This is a genomic window from Neobacillus novalis NBRC 102450, from assembly GCF_001591805.1.
Classification (GTDB): Bacteria; Bacillota; Bacilli; order Bacillales; family Cytobacillaceae; genus Neobacillus; species Neobacillus novalis.
Window position 1 is genome coordinate 12,448 of record NZ_BCVP01000049.1, and the last position, 19,782, is coordinate 32,229.

The 19,782-nt window shown below is 40.3% G+C and carries 12 protein-coding genes and 1 riboswitch; of the genes, 7 read left to right on the forward strand and 5 right to left on the reverse strand.

Annotated features, from left to right (window positions below; genetic code table 11):
• Positions 1-17 precede the first annotated feature (17 nt).
• The 3 genes from BANVL01_RS24140 to BANVL01_RS24150 all read left to right on the forward strand — a co-directional run bounded on the left by BANVL01_RS24140 (position 18) and on the right by BANVL01_RS24150 (position 3,631).
• The gene (locus BANVL01_RS24140; RefSeq protein WP_066092631.1) at positions 18-1,604 is read left to right on the forward strand and encodes a bifunctional metallophosphatase/5'-nucleotidase; all 1,587 of its coding nucleotides are present in this window, start codon (positions 18-20) and stop codon (positions 1,602-1,604) included.
• A 228-nt stretch (positions 1,605-1,832) separates the two neighbouring features.
• Positions 1,833-2,837 carry a DUF3231 family protein gene (locus BANVL01_RS24145; protein WP_066092628.1) on the forward strand — a complete coding sequence of 335 codons (1,005 nt, stop codon included), beginning with the start codon at positions 1,833-1,835 and terminating at the stop codon, positions 2,835-2,837.
• A gap of 323 nt (positions 2,838-3,160) precedes the next feature.
• Positions 3,161-3,631: an SRPBCC family protein gene (locus BANVL01_RS24150; RefSeq protein ID WP_066092625.1), complete on the forward strand. Its 471-nt coding sequence runs from the start codon at positions 3,161-3,163 to the stop codon at positions 3,629-3,631.
• 129 nt (positions 3,632-3,760) lie between these two features.
• On the opposite strand, the gene BANVL01_RS24155 is transcribed toward BANVL01_RS24150, so the two are convergent.
• Positions 3,761-5,014 (reverse strand): SH3 domain-containing protein, encoded by a 1,254-nt coding sequence (locus BANVL01_RS24155; RefSeq protein ID WP_066092622.1) that lies wholly within the window; start codon positions 5,012-5,014, stop codon positions 3,761-3,763.
• A 490-nt stretch (positions 5,015-5,504) separates the two neighbouring features.
• Here BANVL01_RS24155 and BANVL01_RS24160 point away from each other — a divergent pair, with 490 nt between their 5' ends.
• From BANVL01_RS24160 to BANVL01_RS24170, 3 genes are all read left to right on the forward strand, one after another.
• Complete coding sequence (locus tag BANVL01_RS24160) at positions 5,505-5,681, forward strand: hypothetical protein (RefSeq protein WP_156482406.1); 177 nt, start codon at positions 5,505-5,507, stop codon at positions 5,679-5,681.
• A 71-nt stretch (positions 5,682-5,752) separates the two neighbouring features.
• A riboswitch (SAM riboswitch) is annotated at positions 5,753-5,857 on the forward strand.
• Positions 5,858-5,948: 91 nt separating this feature from the next.
• On the forward strand, positions 5,949-6,275 hold the full coding sequence (locus BANVL01_RS24165; protein WP_066092616.1) for a response regulator: 327 nt from the start codon (positions 5,949-5,951) through the stop codon (positions 6,273-6,275).
• Between the two features lie 672 nt (positions 6,276-6,947).
• Positions 6,948-11,876: a bifunctional 2',3'-cyclic-nucleotide 2'-phosphodiesterase/3'-nucleotidase gene (locus tag BANVL01_RS24170; protein ID WP_066092613.1), complete on the forward strand. Its 4,929-nt coding sequence runs from the start codon at positions 6,948-6,950 to the stop codon at positions 11,874-11,876.
• A gap of 652 nt (positions 11,877-12,528) precedes the next feature.
• Here BANVL01_RS24170 and BANVL01_RS24175 read toward each other — a convergent pair.
• The 4 genes from BANVL01_RS24175 to BANVL01_RS24190 all read right to left on the reverse strand — a co-directional run bounded on the left by BANVL01_RS24175 (position 12,529) and on the right by BANVL01_RS24190 (position 15,562).
• The gene (locus BANVL01_RS24175; protein WP_425311844.1) at positions 12,529-13,542 is read right to left on the reverse strand and encodes a C40 family peptidase; all 1,014 of its coding nucleotides are present in this window, start codon (positions 13,540-13,542) and stop codon (positions 12,529-12,531) included.
• Positions 13,543-14,058: 516 nt separating this feature from the next.
• Positions 14,059-14,559, reverse strand: coding sequence for a DinB family protein (locus BANVL01_RS24180; protein ID WP_066092606.1), 501 nt, complete (start codon positions 14,557-14,559; stop codon positions 14,059-14,061).
• Positions 14,560-14,648: 89 nt separating this feature from the next.
• Positions 14,649-14,936, reverse strand: a complete 288-nt coding sequence (locus tag BANVL01_RS24185; protein WP_066092603.1) for a TIGR04104 family putative zinc finger protein — start codon at positions 14,934-14,936, stop codon at positions 14,649-14,651.
• A gap of 317 nt (positions 14,937-15,253) precedes the next feature.
• Positions 15,254-15,562, reverse strand: a complete 309-nt coding sequence (locus tag BANVL01_RS24190) for a hypothetical protein (protein WP_066092600.1) — start codon at positions 15,560-15,562, stop codon at positions 15,254-15,256.
• Positions 15,563-15,987: 425 nt separating this feature from the next.
• On the opposite strand from BANVL01_RS24190, the gene BANVL01_RS28720 reads away from it, so the two are divergent.
• Positions 15,988-19,605, forward strand: coding sequence for a S8 family serine peptidase (locus tag BANVL01_RS28720; RefSeq protein WP_082805130.1), 3,618 nt, complete (start codon positions 15,988-15,990; stop codon positions 19,603-19,605).
• Positions 19,606-19,782: the final 177 nt, after the last annotated feature.

The following is a 19,782-nucleotide window of genomic DNA, read 5'->3' on the forward strand; positions in this document are numbered from 1 at the left end:
GGAGAGGAAGTTAGAAGATGCCGAAACGAGTAAATCGATGTGAATTGGTGATTATTGAAACGAGTGATCTTCATGGAAATGTCTTCCCGATTAACTATGGAAATCATCAAGAAACGAACTCAGGAATGGCAAAGATCGCGCAGCTCATTAAACAAGAGAAACAAAAGTATGAGTATACCCTTCTGATTGATAATGGAGATGTGATTCAAGGTACACCGTTCACCTATCATTATGCTAAATTCCTCCATGACAAAAACAATCCAATGATCAGCATCCTAAATAACCTAGATTATGATGCTGCGATTATTGGAAACCATGAGTTTAACTATGGGATGGGCTTGTTAAAAAAAGCAGTAAAGGAATCCAATTTTCCCTGGCTTTCCGCCAATATTATAAGTGATGAAACGAACCAGCCTTTATTTGGACAGCCTTATATGATCAAGGAATTTGATAATGGACTTAAGGTGGCTGTGCTGGGTGTAACAACCCATTACATTCCTAATTGGGAGAATCCAAACTATATTGAATGTTTACATTTTGAAGATGCCCTGGAGACAACTAGAAAATGGGTCAAGTATTTGCAAGAACATGAGACATACGATTTGCTAATCGTTTCCTATCATGGAGGCTTTGAATGCGATTTGTTATCAGGGGAGCCTACCGAGTCATTAACCGGTGAAAACCAAGGCTATCGTTTGTGCCATGAAATAGAAGGAATAGATGTTTTGCTTACTGGCCATCAGCACCGAAGGATTACGGAACATATCAATGGCGTAACTGTCATTCAGCCGGGATTTAACGGGCAGGGATTAGGTAAGGCTGTGATCCAATTTCAATTTCGGGATGGCAAGTGGGGGGTTGTAGAAAAATTTGCTGAGATAGTAGCAGTGGACGATACCACCGAACCTGTCAAAAATGTCTTAGAGCTAGCAGAAGAATACGAAAGACAAACCCAGAAATGGCTTGATCAGCCAATTGGGAAAATTGAAGGAGATTTGACAGTTGATAATGCCTTTGCTGTAAGGGTAAAGGATCATCCGTTAATTGAATTCATTAATAACGTCCAAATGGACGCAGCCGGTGTGGATATATCAAGCACTGCCCTTTTTGATAACCAATCGCCGGGTTTCTCTCAACATGTCACCATGAGAGATATTGTTTCAAATTATATTTATCCGAATACCTTAAAGGTAGTCCGTATTTCCGGGCAGGATATAAAGGACGCTTTGGAAAAATGCGCCACATATTTCATCGTTGATGTAGATAATGAACTAAACGTAAATCCTGCATTTGTTGAGCCGAAGCCCCAACACTACAATTATGATATGTGGGAAGGAATTGAATACGAATTAAATATCTCAAAGCCATTCGGATCCCGCGTCGTCAAACTTAACTATCATGGGAAGCCGATTAACCTTTCAGATCAATACGATGTCGTGATGAATAACTATCGAGCTGGAGGCGGCGGAGACTACGAGATGTTCAAAGATAAACCAGTAATCAAAGAAATTCAGACAGACATGACCGAACTATTAGCCAACTACTTTTTGAAAAGAAAAACAGTATCGGCAAGCTGTAATAATAATTGGAAAGTCACTTTCTAAGGGAAGAGGGGACAGGCACCCTGCCCTAATTTGAATAAAAGAGCTTGGAACTATTGACTTTTCCAAGCTCTTTTACGGCCGGTGCCACCGCCCGGAAATTTGTCGAAGATTGCTAGGTATTTATTGTAAGGGCTGCCGGGATATTGATTCGGTTGGATTATTTTTCAATTACATAGTTTATTTAATATAGGGGAAAATATGCCAATGATACCGGTAGGAGGAAGAGATATGACGAAGAATCATGAGGTTGGTTTGACATCAGCTGAAATAACAGGATTATGGACCACCTATATTGGCGAATCTATGTCGATTTGCATGACCAAACATATGTTGAAATATTTGGAGGATGCCGACGTAAAGCCTCTCTTGGAGGAGTCTTTAGCAGTGTCTCAAAAGCAACTTAGTGAAATTCAAACAATCTTTATGAAAGAAAAGTTCCCGATTCCTAAAGGATTTACCGATGATGATTTTAATTCCGATGCGCCGGCTTTATTTTTCAATTTATTGCCGCTAAGTTACGTTTATGGCATGAGTCGTATATCTATTGTAAATTATGGAATGGTGGTTACTGCCATGGCGCGAGAGGATATCCGTTTATTCTTTTCAACATGCTTGAATTCGTCCAATGACCTATTTAACAAGGCCATTACGATTATGTTGAATAAAGGAATTTATGATCGTCCAGCAATGATTCCCTATCCTGAAGGTATCGAATTTGCCAAGAATCGTGAAACCTTCTTGTCCAAATGGTTCGAACCGCAAAGACCCCTTAATGTGCTTGAGCTAACATCTATTTTTTTCAATAGTGAAAGAAATTATTTTGGCTTGGTTTTTCTAACTGGTTTTATTCAGGTCGTAAAAGACGAGAGCATCAAGAAGTATTTGATAAAGGGAAAAAAATTAGCAGAAAAGCAAATCAAATTCTTAAATGATACCCTAAGGAACGATGATTTGCCCGTGGCATCTATGATTAATACGGAAATATCGACGTCCACCATCTCTCCCTTTTCAGAAAAGCTGATTTTAAATTTGATTACAATGCTAAACTCAACGGCGTTAACCTTTTTAGGACATTCGCTTTCCACGTCTTCAAGAGCAGACTTGTCCGTTGAATATTCGAAACTTATGGTTGAGATTATGCAATATGGAAAAGAAGGAATGGATTTGCTGATCGAAAGGCAATGGTTTGAGGAACCTCCCCATGCCCCCAATCGAAAAGAATTGGCGAAATAGTGTTGGGATGTAGGACGAGGGACAGGCTCCTCGTCTCATTTTATTTAGATCCACGGTATCCTCCTCGAACATTCTTGTTTCACGATAAAAGCCGTAAATGTCAAATACGAGATACTAACCTCCAATTGAGGACTGGGGGCAGCCTCTCCCCTATTTATTTATGACTTTTACTTTGCTTTCTCCGCCAATTATGACAGTATCGGTCATTCCGATGAATAGACCAGTTTCTACTACTTGAACAGGCTCTTAAAGGAATTAGCCAATTAAAGAGGAATACTTATTAAGTAAGCATTTTTTTCAACGCAAATAAAAGAGGTGTAAACATGAAATCATGGTCAAAAGAAATCGAAATAGAGGCACCGATTGATCAAGTTTGGGGACTGTTAGATGGATCATTAGAGGAAATGCAAAAAATTATGCCCCAAGTAGTAGATCATAAACCAGTAAAAGTGACGGACGTGGGTGTTGGGAGTATCTATCGTCAAAAATATAAAGAGGGGAAACGTATAGAGGAGTACGATGTCGAGACATTAGAATATGAAAATGCTCCAGATAAAAAGAAATTAAAAGTAGGCTTCACGCTGGCAAAAATGTTTGAGATTACGGCCTTGTATGAACTATCCCAAATCAATCAGCAGAAAACGCTGTTTACTTATACCTGCACCAATCGCCCGTTGAAATCGTTCCTTAAATTATTTTTACTCTTTGCAAGTGATAAAATTGTCGTACAGTTTTGTGAGAGAGTCAAAAATGTAGCAGAGGAGGAATATAAAAAAACAAATTTGTTAGTTTAATAGGGGCAGTTGGTGGTCCTTAAAAGTTTCCGTGAATTCGAGCCAAAAAAGTTGAAGCGAGGGGACGCTCCTCTCGCTTCATTTTTTAATTTTTGAAGCACAAGAATCTCCATGCCTCATGTCCCTCTGTTATTGAAGAGAATGTAAAGTCATTTGTTGACCTCTGTTACCCTCAAGTGTTAGTGTTACGGTTTTCCCTTGGTGGTTAAATAATTCATTAATCATGTTGCCTGAGGCTTTTGCCGTATGAGTGTATCCATCAGGCGTGATGAAACGAAAAGTTCCCTCAGGGTCTACACCACTTATTTGTGCTGCTGCTACTGTTATTTGATTTGGAGTAGAGGCAGTTGTGGCAGGGATGTTGATTGTTTGGCCAATTTTCAGCTTTGTTGGGTTTACTGTTGGATTTAGCGCTTGAATGGCCGAGACCGAGACCCCTAATGTTTTACCGATTTTTGTAAACGTATCACCGCTCTTAATCACATACACTGTGCTGTTGGTTTTAGTAGGCTCAATTTTTGTATTTGCCGGTGCTGTATTCGTTAAATATGTTGCACTAACAAACGCCTTTTTTCCGCCCCATTGAATCTGAGCCCAACCATTGGAGATTGATGTCACAGCAACATTAACGTTTAATTTTAACGAACCAAGTATAGCACTGCTCGTAGAAGCAGCTTCTCTTACCCTTAACGATGAAGCAGTGACAACCATTGTTTTTGCTTGAGATTCAACTGCATGTATTTGTGAAAGATAGTCAGCGCTGATAAAACAAACCCGGCCCTTGATCAGAATGCCGGCCCAGCCATTTTCTACGAATGCAACCTTGACAACATCCCCTTTTTTATAGGTTCCAATAATACTACTTGCAGTGGTTGGCTGCGAACGAACATTCAGTGTTGTCGCGGTAACCGTTCTGTCTTCTACTTTTGGTAAAAGAATTTTTTTACCGTTAATGGAAGTCAGCCCATTGGCATCTAATATTTCCTGTGCAGTGACCCCATGTATCGCAGCGATTGTTTCAATTTTTTCGCCGCTTTTTACTTGATATGTATATTCCTGTATATATGCTGCATCCGCAGTGCTTGAATATAAGCCAAGCACAACGGTAAAAATGCCAGTCACAATCAGTTTTTTTACGACATTTTTTTGAATCCATTGGTTAACCTGTGAAATATATGTATTCCAATCTGCTTTAATATCTTTTAAGAATCCTTTAACATCTAGTACATTTCGAAGATCAAACTGGATGCTTTTATAATATTCACGTTTTTCCATCCTCGAAGTGAAAACGGGTACACTTTTTGTGTGCTTGCTTTTACCGTAAGTTTCTTTCCTGCTTAATGTTAATTCACCATTTACAGTTAATTCCTTCGTCAAAATCATCAATTCTCCAATTCTCTCTTTTTAGTTATAAATAAGACCATGACTCAGATGATCTCCACACTGTAATATTCGAAATGTTGGATCGTTTTCTGTCTTAAAATTGTAATAATTTGATTCCAGTGCCTGTCAAAGGTTGATTGGGTTTTCCCCAACCCAAATCTTTTGCCGCACACTCCGAGAAAATTTTAAATATTATTATTTTTCCAAGCAAAGTTTTTATAATATAACGTGTTTCGGACAAGGGGGATAAACAGAAGAAACCTTATAAGGCACATGGTAAAAAATATTGATATATCAATATTTTTTACGGTTTTTCTAATATTTTTACTTTTCGTTTTCGCGTTCATATTTTCCCGGAACTGTGCTATTATCATTACGATTTTGGGCTAATATTTTTAATAAAATAATTGCCATGATGTTCGAAGGAATCTCTCCAGGCTTTCATGCCTCAGGTAACATCGTGGGAAAATAATCGAGGAGTAGGATGGAAGTGAACACGATGGGTCTGGAGCAAAGTGAGAACCGGGATATCTTGGTGGAAATCAGAGAACTGAAAAGCAGGCTGAATGAACTGTATCGGCAAAAAGGTCCGGCCAGTTCCGATTATATTTCCATGTCATTAAAGCTGAATTATTTAATGAAGGAATTTTTTGAGGCGAATCATTAAGTACTTTGGAAAAGGTCGTTTTTACGTCTTTACATCTGATTTGGCGGATGATATATTTTTTATAATCAAATAGGTTATCAAGAGTGAACGAGAGCCCTGGCTCGACGACTTCACAGCAACCTGCCCAAGCGGTAAGGTGCTCCAACCAGCAAAGCACTTGCTTTGAATGATGACGGACGGCTGCGGCCCTATGTTGCATTTCGTGCAATGTAGGGCCTTTTCACTTTCCATGACCTGTTTGAAACTTGGAAATGGGAGAGGATTTACATGTATAAAAACGGATTTGCGAGGAGTCAAATGGCCCGGAGCATGAGCAGGGAGACTTTCTTGAAGTATGTGGCGACAACAATTGAACGGCAGCTTCAGGAATGGAATGCAAGCTATGCGGTAGTTGTTCTAAAACTGACAGATTATCATGTTTGGGTAAATGGGACGGAGGAATATTATGAACTGTCTGTAGCAGTGGATGAACTCGAACAACTGCAAAAAAGCTCCCCTTATGCGCTGGATCGGCATATTTGGCGGTTGCTGCAAAATCAGGGGCTGTCGATTGAAAAAGGTTATGGAGACTATATTGAATTCGTAATGCAATAAATAAAAGAGCGGTCCTCAGTGCCCAAAGAGAGGAAAGAAGCTGTCTCGTGGTCACAGAGCGAGCGGTCTTCAGTGGCCAAAAAGAGGAAAAAAGCTGTCTAGCGGTCACAGAGAGCGATCCTCAGTGCCCGAAGAGAGGAAAAAAGCTGTCTAACGGTCACAGAGAGCGATCCTCAGTGCCCGAAAAGAGGCAAAAGGCCATCTTGCGGTCACAGAGACCGTTCCTCAGTGCCCGACGAGAAGCAAAAAGCTGTCTAGCGGTCACAGAGATCAAGTTGGGTAGCTTATAAGGTCTATAAGCGACTGAGGTTGAAAAATTTTCCGAATTTTATGAGGAATTGTTCATTCTTTATTACACAAAGACATAATTAAAAACAGAGAAAGTTACTAGAGAGATGATGGCAAGAAGTGTTGAGCTATGGAAAACCAAACAGAAAGTGTTCCTGTTGGGAATGAATTATATCACAGATGTTACCTAATCCCCTACCCCAATTTATTATCCCACTATTTTTGGTTCTCTAAGATGTAAAATCATTGCAATTAATGAATTTTTGTAAAAAATATTATAAAATTTTAAATCTGTGTAAAATTTTATGAAATTTCTATCAATTATCCATAAAGGTTAGTACAATAGGTTTGAAAGATCATAAACTCTTGAAAGGTGGGAAAAAGTTGAAAAGAAAGATTACTAGAAACATTCGGAGCAAACTATTAAAAAGTTCTCTCGCATTAGCACTCGCAGCAAGTATGATTCCCTTCTCATTTAGCCCTGGAGTGGCTAATGCAGAGGCAGCAGGAAACACGGCGACTCTTCGGATCTTAGAAACAACGGACCTACATAATAACATCATGTCCTATGATTATTATCAGGATACCAGTGCAGGTATCAACTATGGTCTATCCAAAACAGCAAGCTTGATTGGGCAGGCTAGATCAGAGGTTCCAACGGAAAACTCCATGCTGTTTGATGCAGGTGACACGCTTCAAGGGAACCCTATGGCCGATTATGTGGCAAAAGTGAAGCCCATCACCAAAGCAGACACGCACCCGATGTTTAAAGCTATGAATCTATTAAAATATGATGCTGCGATTGTCGGTAATCATGAATTTAACTTTGGTTTAGACTTTCTCGACACGGCGCTAGCAAATGCAGCATTTCCAATTGTAAACGCTAACATTTATATTGATGATAAGGACGGAAATCCTGATAACGATAAAAACTACTTTACGCCATATGAAATCATTGATAAAAAAATCAAGGATAAAAATGGTCAAGAACAAACAGTTAAGGTAGGGGTTATTGGCCTTGCTCCTCCGCAAATCATGCAGTGGGATCGAGACAAAGTTGAAGGAAAACTAATCATTAAAGACATTGTTAAAACCGCCAACAAGTTTATCCCTGAAATGAAAGCAAAGGGCGCTGACGTTATTGTCGCCATTGCTCACTCTGGCTGTGACATTGCCTCAGAAGGAAAAGAAGCGGCAGAAAATGCTGTTTTTGACTTAACGAAAGTCGACGGCATTGATGCCATGCTCTTTGGACATTCTCATACCAATTTCCCTGGCTCTTCTTTTAATGGTAAAAAGGGAATTGATAATGAAAAAGGACATATTAACAATACACCCGCTGTTGAAGCTGGTTATTGGGGAAATAACCTAGGTGTCCTCGATTTAGAATTAGTTCAACAAGCAGATGGAACGTGGAAAGCTGACAGAGCTAATTCAAAATCTGTTAACCGCCCTGTTACTGCTGCAACGAATGCTGTTGACGAGATTGTAAATGCAGTAAAACATGAGCATGAAGCTACACTAGATTATGTACGTGGCAAGCTTGGGGAAACTCCGGCTCCAATAAATACGTTTTTTTCACGGGTAATTGATGACCCGGCGCTTCAACTTATTAATGAGGCACAGGCTGATTTTGTAAAAAAGTATATTACTGAGCACCGCCCAGATTTGAAAGATATACCGGTCATTTCCGCTGCAGCTCCATTTAAAGGCGGATCAAGTTATACGAATATCCCTAAAGGTGATATTTCGATTAAAAGTGCGAATGACCTTTATATCTATAACAATACGCTTAAGGCCCTTCAATTAACGGGTGCCGAGGTAAAAGAGTGGTTAGAATTGTGTGCGGCAGCATTCAATAAAATTGACCCAAACAAAGATGGCATTCAAGATTTACTCGATAACGGTTTCACTCCTTACAATTATGATGTGATTGATGGTCTTAAATACCAAATTGATGTCACAAAAAATGCCCGATATACAAGAAATGGTGTGAGAACTTCTTCTCAGGAACATCGGATTATCCATTTAACGATGATGGATGGAACACCTGTCAAAGATGATCAAGTATTTATCCTAGCAACCAATAACCACCGTGCTGGCGGCACTGGGAACTATCCGGGTACAGGTGCTGATGCAAAACTAATTCTTGATTCACTGCTCGAAAACCGCGAAGTACTGATGGATTATATCAAAGAAAAAAATGTAGTCAATGCTGTTGCAGATAACAACTGGAAGATTGCTCCAGTTGGCGGTGTAGCTAAATTAGTATTCAACTCTTCACCAGATGCAAAAGCCTATTTATCTTCAGCACCAAATCTTAAGGATCTTGGCCCATCAACGATTAGACCAGGATATCAGCTCTATGAATTAGATCAAAATGTCCATGTGAAACTATTGGGTATCAATGATCTCCATGGACAATTGGATTATTCGACAACGGTTAGTGGCCAGCTAGTGGGCGGAATTGAATATTTAGCCGGATATTTGAAAGAAAAAGAAGCAACAAACCCTTCCCATACGTTAAAGGTTCATGCTGGTGATGCGGTTGGAGCCAGCCGTCCGGTGTCTGCATTAATGCAGGAAGAACCGACTATTCGTTTCTTAAATGAACTTGGTTTTGATGTGGGTACTGTTGGTAACCATGAATTTGATCAGGGCATTACCGAGATGATGCGTCTAATCAACGGCGGAAGCCATCCTAAGACCGTCGATAAGTATGGTCCCTTTGAAGGTGCGAGTTTCCCATACACGGTAGCAAACGTTGTCGATGAAAAAACAAACGAGCTTATTTTGCCTCCATACGTCATCAAAGAGGTAGACGGAGTCAAAATTGGTTTTATTGGAGTCGTGACAACGGAAACTCCAACAATTGTTACGCCAAGCGGGGTAGCCGGAGTGAAATTTACCGATGAGGTAGACGCCATTAACAAGTATACGGCTGTACTTAAAGAAAAAGGCATAAAGGCAATCGTCGTTCTTGCCCATGAATCTGGAAGCTCATCTACTAATGGCTCGAACCCGACTGGAAAAGTGGTTGAGTTTGCCAAAAAGGTTGATGATGAAGTTGACGTGATTTTTGGCGCCCACAACCATGCGTATATGAATTCAACAGTAAATGGAAAATTAATGATTCAATCGTATTCGTACGGAACAGCTTTTTCAGATGTTGATTTAACAATAGATCCAGTTACACAGGATATCGTGGCAAAAGAGGCCAAAATCGTAAGAACGGTACAAAACAAAGAACATCTTGATAGTAAAACGAAAGCGAAGCTTGATGAATATCTAGAATATATTCAACCAATCACAAGTGAAGTGGTAGGCGAAGCGGCTACTGCGATTAGCCGTTCTACTAGTTCAGCCGGCGAATCGGCATTGGGTAACTTAATTGCCGATGGAATGCGTGCGAATACTGGAACGCAATTCGCCTTTATGAATTCAGGCGGAATCCGTGATGATATCAAAAAGCCAGGTCCGATTACTTGGGGCGATCTTTTTGCCATTCAGCCGTTTGGTAACGATATTGTTACGATGAAAATAACGGGTGACCAAGTAAGGATCTTACTCAACCAACAATGGTCTGATTCTGGGTCGAAGGTTATGCAGATTTCCGGATTGAAATATACTTGGACAAGTAAATTACCCATTGGAAATAGGGTGTTAGATATCTATCTTCCAGATGGTACGGAAATTGACCCTAAAGGCGAGTATACGGTCACTGTCAATAACTTTATGGCAGATGGCGGAGACGGCTTTACCATCCTTAAAGAAGGTAAGGAAAGAGTAACCGGGACAACTGATTTTAAAGCATTTTTTAACTATGTAAAAGCTCAATCGGTTATTAAACCAATAGCCCCAGTTATTGAGGGAAGAATTTTAAGAGATGTGGTAAAAACCCCAACTGTTCAGGTGTCGCAATTTGATTCGATTTTACGCGGACAAACAAGCCCGGGGGCAAAGATTGTTGTATCCATAGGCGAGATAAAATTCGACGAAGTCACAGCTGATGCTTCAGGTAAATTTGAAGTTGAAATTGGTAAACAAGCTGTCGGTACAGTAATTACGCTAGACATTACAGATACTCTTGGTAATAAGGGAACTTTCAAAGTGACGGTCGCAGCACCTGCAGCACCGGTTGTAAATCCGGTAACTGATGCGGACGTAGTCATCACCGGAACTTCGGAAGCCGGAGAAAAAGTAGTGGCAAAAGCGGGCGATAAGGAATTAGGTACTGCCGTTGCGAATGCAGAAGGTAAATTTACCATCACTATTGCGAAGCAAGCAGCAGGAACCGTCATCATGGTAACAGCAACAGATGCAGCTGGAAACGTAAGTATCGCAACAGAAGTAACCGTTAGCGACGCAACAGCACCAGCAGCACCGCAAGTAAATGATGTTACGGATGCGGACGAGATCCTTACAGGTACAGCTGAAGCAGGCTCGACAGTGACAGCAATGGTTGATGGAAAGGAAATCGGGCAAGCGACTGCAGATTCAGCAGGCAAGTTTGAAATCAAAATTGCGAAGCTGGCAGCTGGCGTGAAGATTTCTGTAACGGCGACAGATGCGGCCGGAAATACAAGTGCGGCAACAGAAGTAACCGTAAGTGCTAAAGTGGTGGAGCAGCCAGCTAAACAAGGTTGGAAATTTGAAAACGGTAAATGGTATTTCTATGACAATGATCTGGCCAAAACTGGCTGGTTAAAGGACAAAGAGAAGTGGTACTACTTAGGTGCCGATGGAGCCATGGTAACAAAAGCTTGGGTTCAAACCGGAGCGAAATGGTACTACTTAGGTACTGATGGAGTCATGGTAACGAAAGCCTGGGCGCAAACCGGAGCGAAATGGTATTACTTAGGTGCCGATGGCGTTATGGTAACGAAAGCATGGGTTCAAACCGGAGCGAAATGGTACTACTTGAGTGCTGATGGAGCCATGGTCACAAAATCGTGGGCACAATCCGGAGCGAAATGGTATTACTTAGATGCCGATGGAGTCATGGTAACGAAAGCCTGGGTTCTATCCGGCGGCAAATGGTATTTCCTTGGCAGTGACGGGAAAATGCTCGAAAATGAATGGCTGCTTGACAAAAATAAATGGTACTACTTAGGTAAAAATGGTGCAATGGCTTCCACTTCATGGGTACTATCAGGAAGCAACTGGTATTTCATGGACAACCATGGCGCCATGAAAACTGGCTGGGTACTGACCGGCGGCAAATGGTACTATCTCTACACTAATGGAAAGATGGCAGCAAACACGGTTGTTCAAGGTTATAAACTTGGAGCAAACGGTGCCTGGATTAAATAAGGTGGTAATTCATTGAGTAAAGGCCTTTTCTCGTTATGAAAGCGAGAAAGGGCTTTTTTTCGTCGTTTAGGGGAGGGACGTGGGAACCTTGTCCCTCCCGGAATGTCCATTAGAGCCCTTCTATTGGACAAAACCCCCTTATAAAGCACCCGGAATGTCCATTAGAGCCCTTCTATTGGACAAAATCCCCTTATAAAGCACCTGGAATGTCCATTAGAGCCCTTCTATTGGACAAACCCCCTTATAAAGCACCCGGAAAGTCTATTAGAGCTCTCCTATTGGACAACCCCCTCTTATAAACTACCCAGATTGTCCATTAGAACTCTTCTATTGGACAAACCTCCCTTATAAAGCACCGAGAATGTCCATTAGAGCTCTTCTATTGGACACCCCCCCTTATAAAACTCCCAAATTGTCTATTAGCTCTCTTTATTGGACAATATCCTCCAAATATCCAAGTGCTCCTCGTCCCAATTACAAATAAATGCAAAGTTCTAGTACATAAGCGTTGCGTTACGAAGTTCGCGTACTTGGTCGACCGGTAGAATAAGAGTTCTCTTTTAATATTAATTAGACATTCATCCTATCAATATTCTAATTTTAAAAAAACATCCACTGGGTTATTTGAAGCCCCCCGAGTGGATGTTTGCCATTATTTTAGATATCTCCGTGCACCAGCATATTCTTTCCCAAATCCAGAAGCTTCAATATCATCGATGCGAACGTGGGTTGAGGAGTTAGGCGAGTGGAGCATTTTACCATCACCTATGTAGACGCCTACATGGTGAACGCTTCCTTTTCCCTCATTGTAGGCGAAGAAAAGCAGGTCGCCCGGTTGGAGATCTTTTCTATCAACTGGTGTGCCGTATTTGGCTTGTACAGAGGAATCTCTTGGTATCAAAATGCCATTTGCTTGATAGATGGTGTAAGTAAATCCTGAACAATCATATCCAAAGCCTGACGCGCCAGCCCATAAATAAGGAAGATTCAAGAACTTTTTTCCGGTATTAACGATCTCTTCTCCAGTTGGGGCTGGAATATCTGCTTCAGTTTTATAGACGGTGACATCTGCTTTTTTCAGCCATTTCTTGCCGTGACTTGGCGTAGCGACTAACACTTCGTTTTCGAATTCTTGCATAACCGGCAGCCGGGTATTGAAACTAAGCTCCAGGAATTCGCTTTTTGCGTGTTTTTCATTATATAACCAGGCTGTTGGAGAAGTAACTATGGCAAACGGGCGGTTCAGCTGATTTTCATAGTTTGGTTGTTTCGATAATTGGACCGCCGGCATCCATCCAGGATAACCTATGTCACTCTTAGGGGTAAATTGATTGTGGACCGCAACCTTCACCCAATCTCCTTGTCTTTCAAGCACGGTCGCTTTGGAACCATACAAGGCTTGTGTTTCAAGCTTCCCGACAAGGCCGAGTTTATCTTGATACGTCATACTCATCGTCCATTTTCTTAAATCAGCCGGATTAGTGGCAGAAGGCGTATCGACATCTCTTAAAATATCAGGTTTTGTCCATATTGTTGCCACGGAAACATCAATGTAAAACGTGTCATTCATGTCCGTTTCTATGTCTTTTGCCATCGCCCAGCTTGCAGGCAAAAAGAAGACACTTGCTAAAAGTAATACAAATACAAATCGTTTTCTCCATAACACTGAAACTATCATCCTCTCTTTTATTGTTTAAATAGGAAGGAAAAACCTTCCTTTAATACCATTGCCTCGCTCCATGATGGAACACTTAATGAGGAAAAAAGATCTAGATAACATTTGTGTTTTTCAACTGATGTGTATAAATAAATCATAATGGTAAACGCTTCCATTAACAACGGTCAGATTTACCTGTTTTGGGGACTGACAACTCATTTGATTTACCTATAAATGGGAAAATTGTTTGTAAGCGATCGAAGCCGAGGAGTATGATCGAGTTGTGTAGCTTATAAGAGCTATAAGCGACCGAAGCCAGGGAAATTGGTCAAGTTGGGTAGCTTATAGGGGCTATAAGCGACCGAACCCGAGAAAATTGTCCAAGTTGGGTAGCTTATAAGTGCTATACGCGACCGAAGCCAGGGAAATCGTCCGTATTGGGTAGCTTAAAAGAGATATAAAGCATATAAAGAGTGACCACATTTCATTTGAGCAAAGAACATTTAGCACGAATAATCGCGTCCGTTACTTAAAAAGCCTTTGTTCTAACCTATCCTTTTGACGCAAGTGATGACGAAAATGCATACCAACCAAATCATACCATTCCTTTGCGTTCAGCCAGCCGAACCCTCCATGCTCGACTTTATAATTTGGGTTTATATCATCTACTTTCGATTCCCATTGGCTTAACCTTAGAATTACCTGATCCATTCTGCAAATAAGGTCTTCTTTGCTATCCGAATTATTAGGTGGGGCATTTAATTCATCCGGTAATTTTATATTAATTGGTGGAAATCCTCCGATCTTATATAAATGCTTACCAAACTCCGTTTTTCCAAGCGGTTGTTTATCATTTAAGGTAGCACATGTTTCCATATTATTAAGATACTCATGGGCAACGAGAATTAAATGGTCATACATTTGCCCAATAGACCAAACCCCATCTTCCGATATATATCTTAGCTGTTTCAATGAATAATTTTGAAGCTCGCTTTTGTACGCATTAATCAGATTAAGTTCATTCAATTTAATTACTCCTTTGTTTTAGTAACAAAAATTTGATCGAATTATTGTAAGATTATTTCATCGCCCACATTTTGTTTAAGTATAGTTCCTCACAATTCCTCTTCGTATTGAACAACATATGGCGTGAACAAGAAACCAACAATTGGTATAAGAGGTCCAATAACTATGGTCAGAAAAACGTTATTGAAAGGAGAAAAGAAATAGCCAAATACCGACAATGGTAAAATAGTCAGTGCAACAACTGTAAATCTACCTAAAATAGTTATTTTATGTTTAGTACCACAGTTGTCACATTCAATTGGTTTATATGTCCACCAAAACGATTTAAAGATTTTATTCCAGCTAAATTGTGAGTGACAGTTTTCACATTTTTGCAAATTAACCCTCCTAAAATTTGATTTTTTAACGCTTAAAACCTTTATATACAATTCCATTTTAACATTTATATTCCATTTGATATTTTCCAATTTTATTAAATTAACCTGAGCAGTTACTTTAAAAACAATATTTTACAATTTGCTACTGGATTGCTAACCAGCAGCGTTTGTTCTCAATAAAAAAGTACGGCAATCTTTTTTCGGATCAACGCACTTTTTAACTCACAATTCCACATTCATTTTGTTTGGTATCTTCTTGCCTGACAGTGTCTTCAAGTAATGCACCCCGTCATTACTATAAGAAACAAGTAATTAATTTAATCTTTACTTTCGGCTGTAAGTATTAAAGTTGCACCAGTGATTAAGACAAGTATAAATACAATTAAAGCTAAACCGAAAACATAAGGCTTTAAGAAAATACTTATAAGAACAATAGGTGACCCCACCATAGCGAAAATTGACGCAAATTTAATATATCGGATAACATTCGAAGAGATTTCAGGTTCTCCTTTAAACATCCACCTTCTTCCAATTAAAATACAGTCTTCTGGACAATTATAAGCCCAAATAAAGAATCCATACATTGGAATCATAAAAATTACTGTTATGATAATATCACTTATCATGTCGTTCCCTCCCGATAAATTTTAATATTCAGTCTCGTCCGACTATTCCGTACCTTTAAATCATATACGAATTAAAGAGAAAAAAGATACATATTTTTACTTGCACAAACCTGCTTTGTTAGTAAAAGTGTTCCATTATTTCTCTATCAATTCATTATTCTTTTCCACATTTATTTGTTTGGTATCTACTTGCCAGTGGGGTCAGACCCCCGCTCAGCTAAAGTTTTAAGCATTAATGTATGAAAGGAAGGCAGAGAACAATGGCTCTTTGCCTTTTCGCCTTTTAATAAATAGGGTGCCATTAAGAGAATCTATCGATAATTTTAATGTTTATTCAAACTATTCAAATAAATATCTAGGAAAATATAGTATTCCACAATATAATAGTAACTATTGACATTTAAAACCGAAAGGGAGGAAACGAATTGAAGAAAAAGAAACAATTTCACGTGCGTTTTTTTAGTATTGTAGCAGTATTACATTTGATATTTTCCTTACTATCACCAGGATTTGCGAATGCTGAATCCATTAAGGCATCATATCGATATGTAAATGATCCGCAAACGGCTTCAAAGGTAAAGATTAGTAAACATTTACTAGATTCGTTTAAAAAAGATGAAAAAGTAACTTTTTTAATAAAATTTAAGGAAAAAGCAGATACAGCAAATGCTATAAAACGTACGACGGCGATTGCAAAGCAAGAAAAACTAACTGCGAATAAAGAAAAGTTTATCCAGCGCTCCGCAGTTGTATCTGAATTAAAAGCTACGGCACAGGTAGAGCAACAAAACGTATTAAAATATCTTAAACAAGAAGCGCGTAAAGGGAATGTCGAGTCCTTTAAGGGCTATTTTATCGTCAATGGTATGGCTGTTACAGCAACGAAAGAGGTTGCAGAAAGAATCGCAACCTTTTCGGAAGTTGAAAAATTATTACCAAACGAAACAAGGCAATTATTTGCTTCAACAACTAAAGAGGAAAGTCCCAATTTAAATCTTGCAAATGTAGAGTGGAACGTTGAGAGAGTTGGAGCTCCAGCTTTATGGGAAAAGGGAATCGACGGTTCAGGTGTAGTTGTTGCAAGTATTGATACCGGTGTTCAATGGGATCACCCCGCAATAAAGGAAAAGTATCGCGGCTATAATGCAGCAACTGGAGAAGTTGATCACGACTTCAATTGGTTTGATGCAACTGCTGGCCGATCGATTCCATATGATGATTTTGGGCATGGAACACATGTGACTGGGACAATGGTCGGAAGTGAACCAGATGGGTCTAACAAAGTAGGAGTAGCACCGGGATCAAAATGGATTGCCGTTAAGGCATTCTCAGAAACTAGCGGAAGTGATGCCAACCTATTGGCTGCTGCGGAGTGGATTTTAGCACCAACAGATTCCAAGGGGAATACTCGAGTTGACATGGCACCAGATATTGTTAACAACTCCTGGGGTGGCGGACCAGGTCTTGATGAATGGTATCGGGATGTAGTAAGGGAATGGAGAAATGCCGGGATATTTCCCACATTTGCAGCTGGAAACACAAGTATGACTAATAATGGCGGACCTGGATCAGTCGCCAATCCAGCAAACTACCCTGAATCATTTGCGGTGGGAGCAACTGATAGTAATGATATAGTTGGAGACTTTTCATTACGTGGGCCTTCCCCATATGGTGAAATAAAGCCAGATATTTCAGCGCCTGGAGCGAATATTCGTTCATCCATTCCACGCAGTGATTACGATGGCGGTTGGAATGGCTCATCAATGGCGGCCCCCGCTGTATCGGCAATTGTAGCATTATTATATGAAGTGGATGCAAGTTTATCGGTTGATGAAATCGAAAAAATTTTACTAGAAACAGCAACGCCTTTAAAGGATAAGGACTATCCAGAGTCACCAAATAATGGATACGGCTATGGATTAGTCAATGCTTACAATGCTGTTTCTTCTATTAGAGAAGGTCTAGGGACTTTGGAAGGAAAAGTCGTTCAAACGCTTGAGGAGTCTGATTTGCCGATTAGGGGGAAAGTAAGTGCTCTTGAAAGCAGACAGTACGTTAACACCAATCCCGATAACGGGTCTTATAAATTCTTACATGCGGTCGGGAAGTATACCGTTCAAGCTGAAGCATATGGCTATCAATCTAAACAGCAATCCGTAATTTTTGAAAAAGATAAAGCAATCCACGCCGATTTCACCTTGAACGAAATCCCAAAAGGAACTGTAAGTGGTGTGATTACGGATAAAATATCGGGGGAAGCAGTTGAAGGTGTAACATTACTACTTATGGAAGATGCCAATATTGCACCGGTGGCAACGAATAAGGACGGTCAATATAAAATTACAGGCTACGAAGGTACTTATACGTTGAGAGCCATGAGAAGCGGCTATCACAGTCAAGATGTTCCTATTACAATAAAAGGAAATGGGCAAGTGGTTGATATTGTTCTTGATCCTTTTTACACGTATCCTGGCGGGGAAATTGGCTACGATAATGGAATGGTTGATAATGGCAGTATGTATTTTGGCGGTGGAGCTGGCTGGGCAGTTAAAATGTCATTGCCAGAGAATAAGAAATCAGCGATTGTCACAGATGGAGTGTTTCACTTCATGAAAAGTAAATACTCAGACACGTTTGGAACAGAATTTAATGTGGAGGTATGGGATGCTTCTGGCCGGGATGGTTTACCGGGAAAAAAACTTGCTGGACCGATAGCGGCCGATGCCATATTGGATGATTGGACAGTAGTTGATTTAACTGATTACAATATCAAGGTTGATGGAGATTTTTATATAGTGTATGTTCAAACACTGAATTATCCGGAGGCACTGCCTTTAGCAACCGATAATGGTGATCCATATACAGAGCGAAGCTATCAATATCTGGACGGTGAATTTTATCCAGCTTTTGTTGAAGACGGTAATTATATGATCCGTGCACGTGTAAGTTATGAAGTAGACAAGCCTATCATTACTTCGCCAAAACAGGAAGAAGTATTCAAAGACGAAAGCATCATTGTAGAAGGAACTGCCTCACCGACAACAACGATTAAATTGATGAATAACAATGAAGAGGTAGGTACAGCAAAAGTTGGCGATGAAGGTACATTTACAATCCCAACGAAATTGACAGAAGGTGAAAATAGTTTAATAGCGGTCTCCATGTTAGATGGAAAAGTGACGGGGAAATCGGATCCTGTTATCGTTTCACTAATAACCGATAAACCTGTTATAAAAAATCTTAAGCCGGCAATTGACCAGCATTTGTTCCCAGGTGAGAAGCTAGAAATTTCCTTCCAAAGTAATGTACTCGGCGGAGAAGCAAACTTTGAAGTGAAACTCCCTGCGCAAATGAATGCGAAATCTTCTTCTTCTAAAAATAAAATGGAAGAGGTAACGCCGGGAGCTTACAAAGGTGTATGGACCGTTCCAGATGTAAAGATTCAAGATGCTATTATTGAAGTGGAACTAACAGATGCAGCTGGAAAAAGAGTTACACAGGAAGCACTGGGTAAACTAACTATTAATCAAATTGAAGTGCCAGTCGAAGAAGTGAAAACGGGCTGGAAAGATGAGAACCGCAATTGGTACTACTATGACAGTAAAGGCAGCAAAGTAACAGGATGGGAAAAAGTAAATGCCAAATGGTATTACTTCAACAAGAGCGGAGTAATGCAAACGGGCTGGCTGAAAGACGGGGCGAAATGGTACTACCTAGGAAAAAGCGGAGCCATGCAAACAGGCTGGCTGAAGGACGGTGCAAAATGGTACTACCTCGATAAGAGCGGAGCCATGCAAACAGGCTGGCTAAAAGACGGATCGAAATGGTACTACCTAGGTAAGAGCGGAGCCATGCAAACGGGCTGGCTGAAAGACGGATCGGAATGGTACTACCTCGGTAAGAGCGGAGCCATGCAAACGGGCTGGCTGAAAGACGGATCGAAATTGTACTACCTCGGAAAGAGCGGAGCCATGCAAACAGGCTGGCTATCCATTTCAGGGGAAAAATACCTCTTCAATGCTAGTGGAGCATGGGTGAAATAATCGATGGGACGAGGCTCCTCGTCCCATTTTATTTAGGTATACTGTCACCCCCCTCGGACATTCTCTTATAGAATTGAATGGTAGATTTGTTGCTGATACACATTTTCCGCCAATTGCGACTGTCCCTATAATATTTCGTAAAGTTGAACTAGAAAGAGCTTTAAGCGACCGAATCTA

What these genes read in the sequence shown, in the direction of transcription:
- BANVL01_RS24140 (WP_066092631.1), top strand. Translation starts at nt 18, where the DNA reads ATGCCGAAACGAGTAAATCGATGTGAATTGGTGATTATTGAAACGAGT.
- BANVL01_RS24145 (WP_066092628.1), top strand. Translation starts at nt 1,833, where the DNA reads ATGACGAAGAATCATGAGGTTGGTTTGACATCAGCTGAAATAACAGGA.
- BANVL01_RS24150 (WP_066092625.1), top strand. Translation starts at nt 3,161, where the DNA reads ATGAAATCATGGTCAAAAGAAATCGAAATAGAGGCACCGATTGATCAA.
- BANVL01_RS24155 (WP_066092622.1), bottom strand. Translation starts at nt 5,014, where the DNA reads ATGATTTTGACGAAGGAATTAACTGTAAATGGTGAATTAACATTAAGC.
- BANVL01_RS24165 (WP_066092616.1), top strand. Translation starts at nt 5,949, where the DNA reads ATGTATAAAAACGGATTTGCGAGGAGTCAAATGGCCCGGAGCATGAGC.
- BANVL01_RS24190 (WP_066092600.1), bottom strand. Translation starts at nt 15,562, where the DNA reads ATGATAAGTGATATTATCATAACAGTAATTTTTATGATTCCAATGTAT.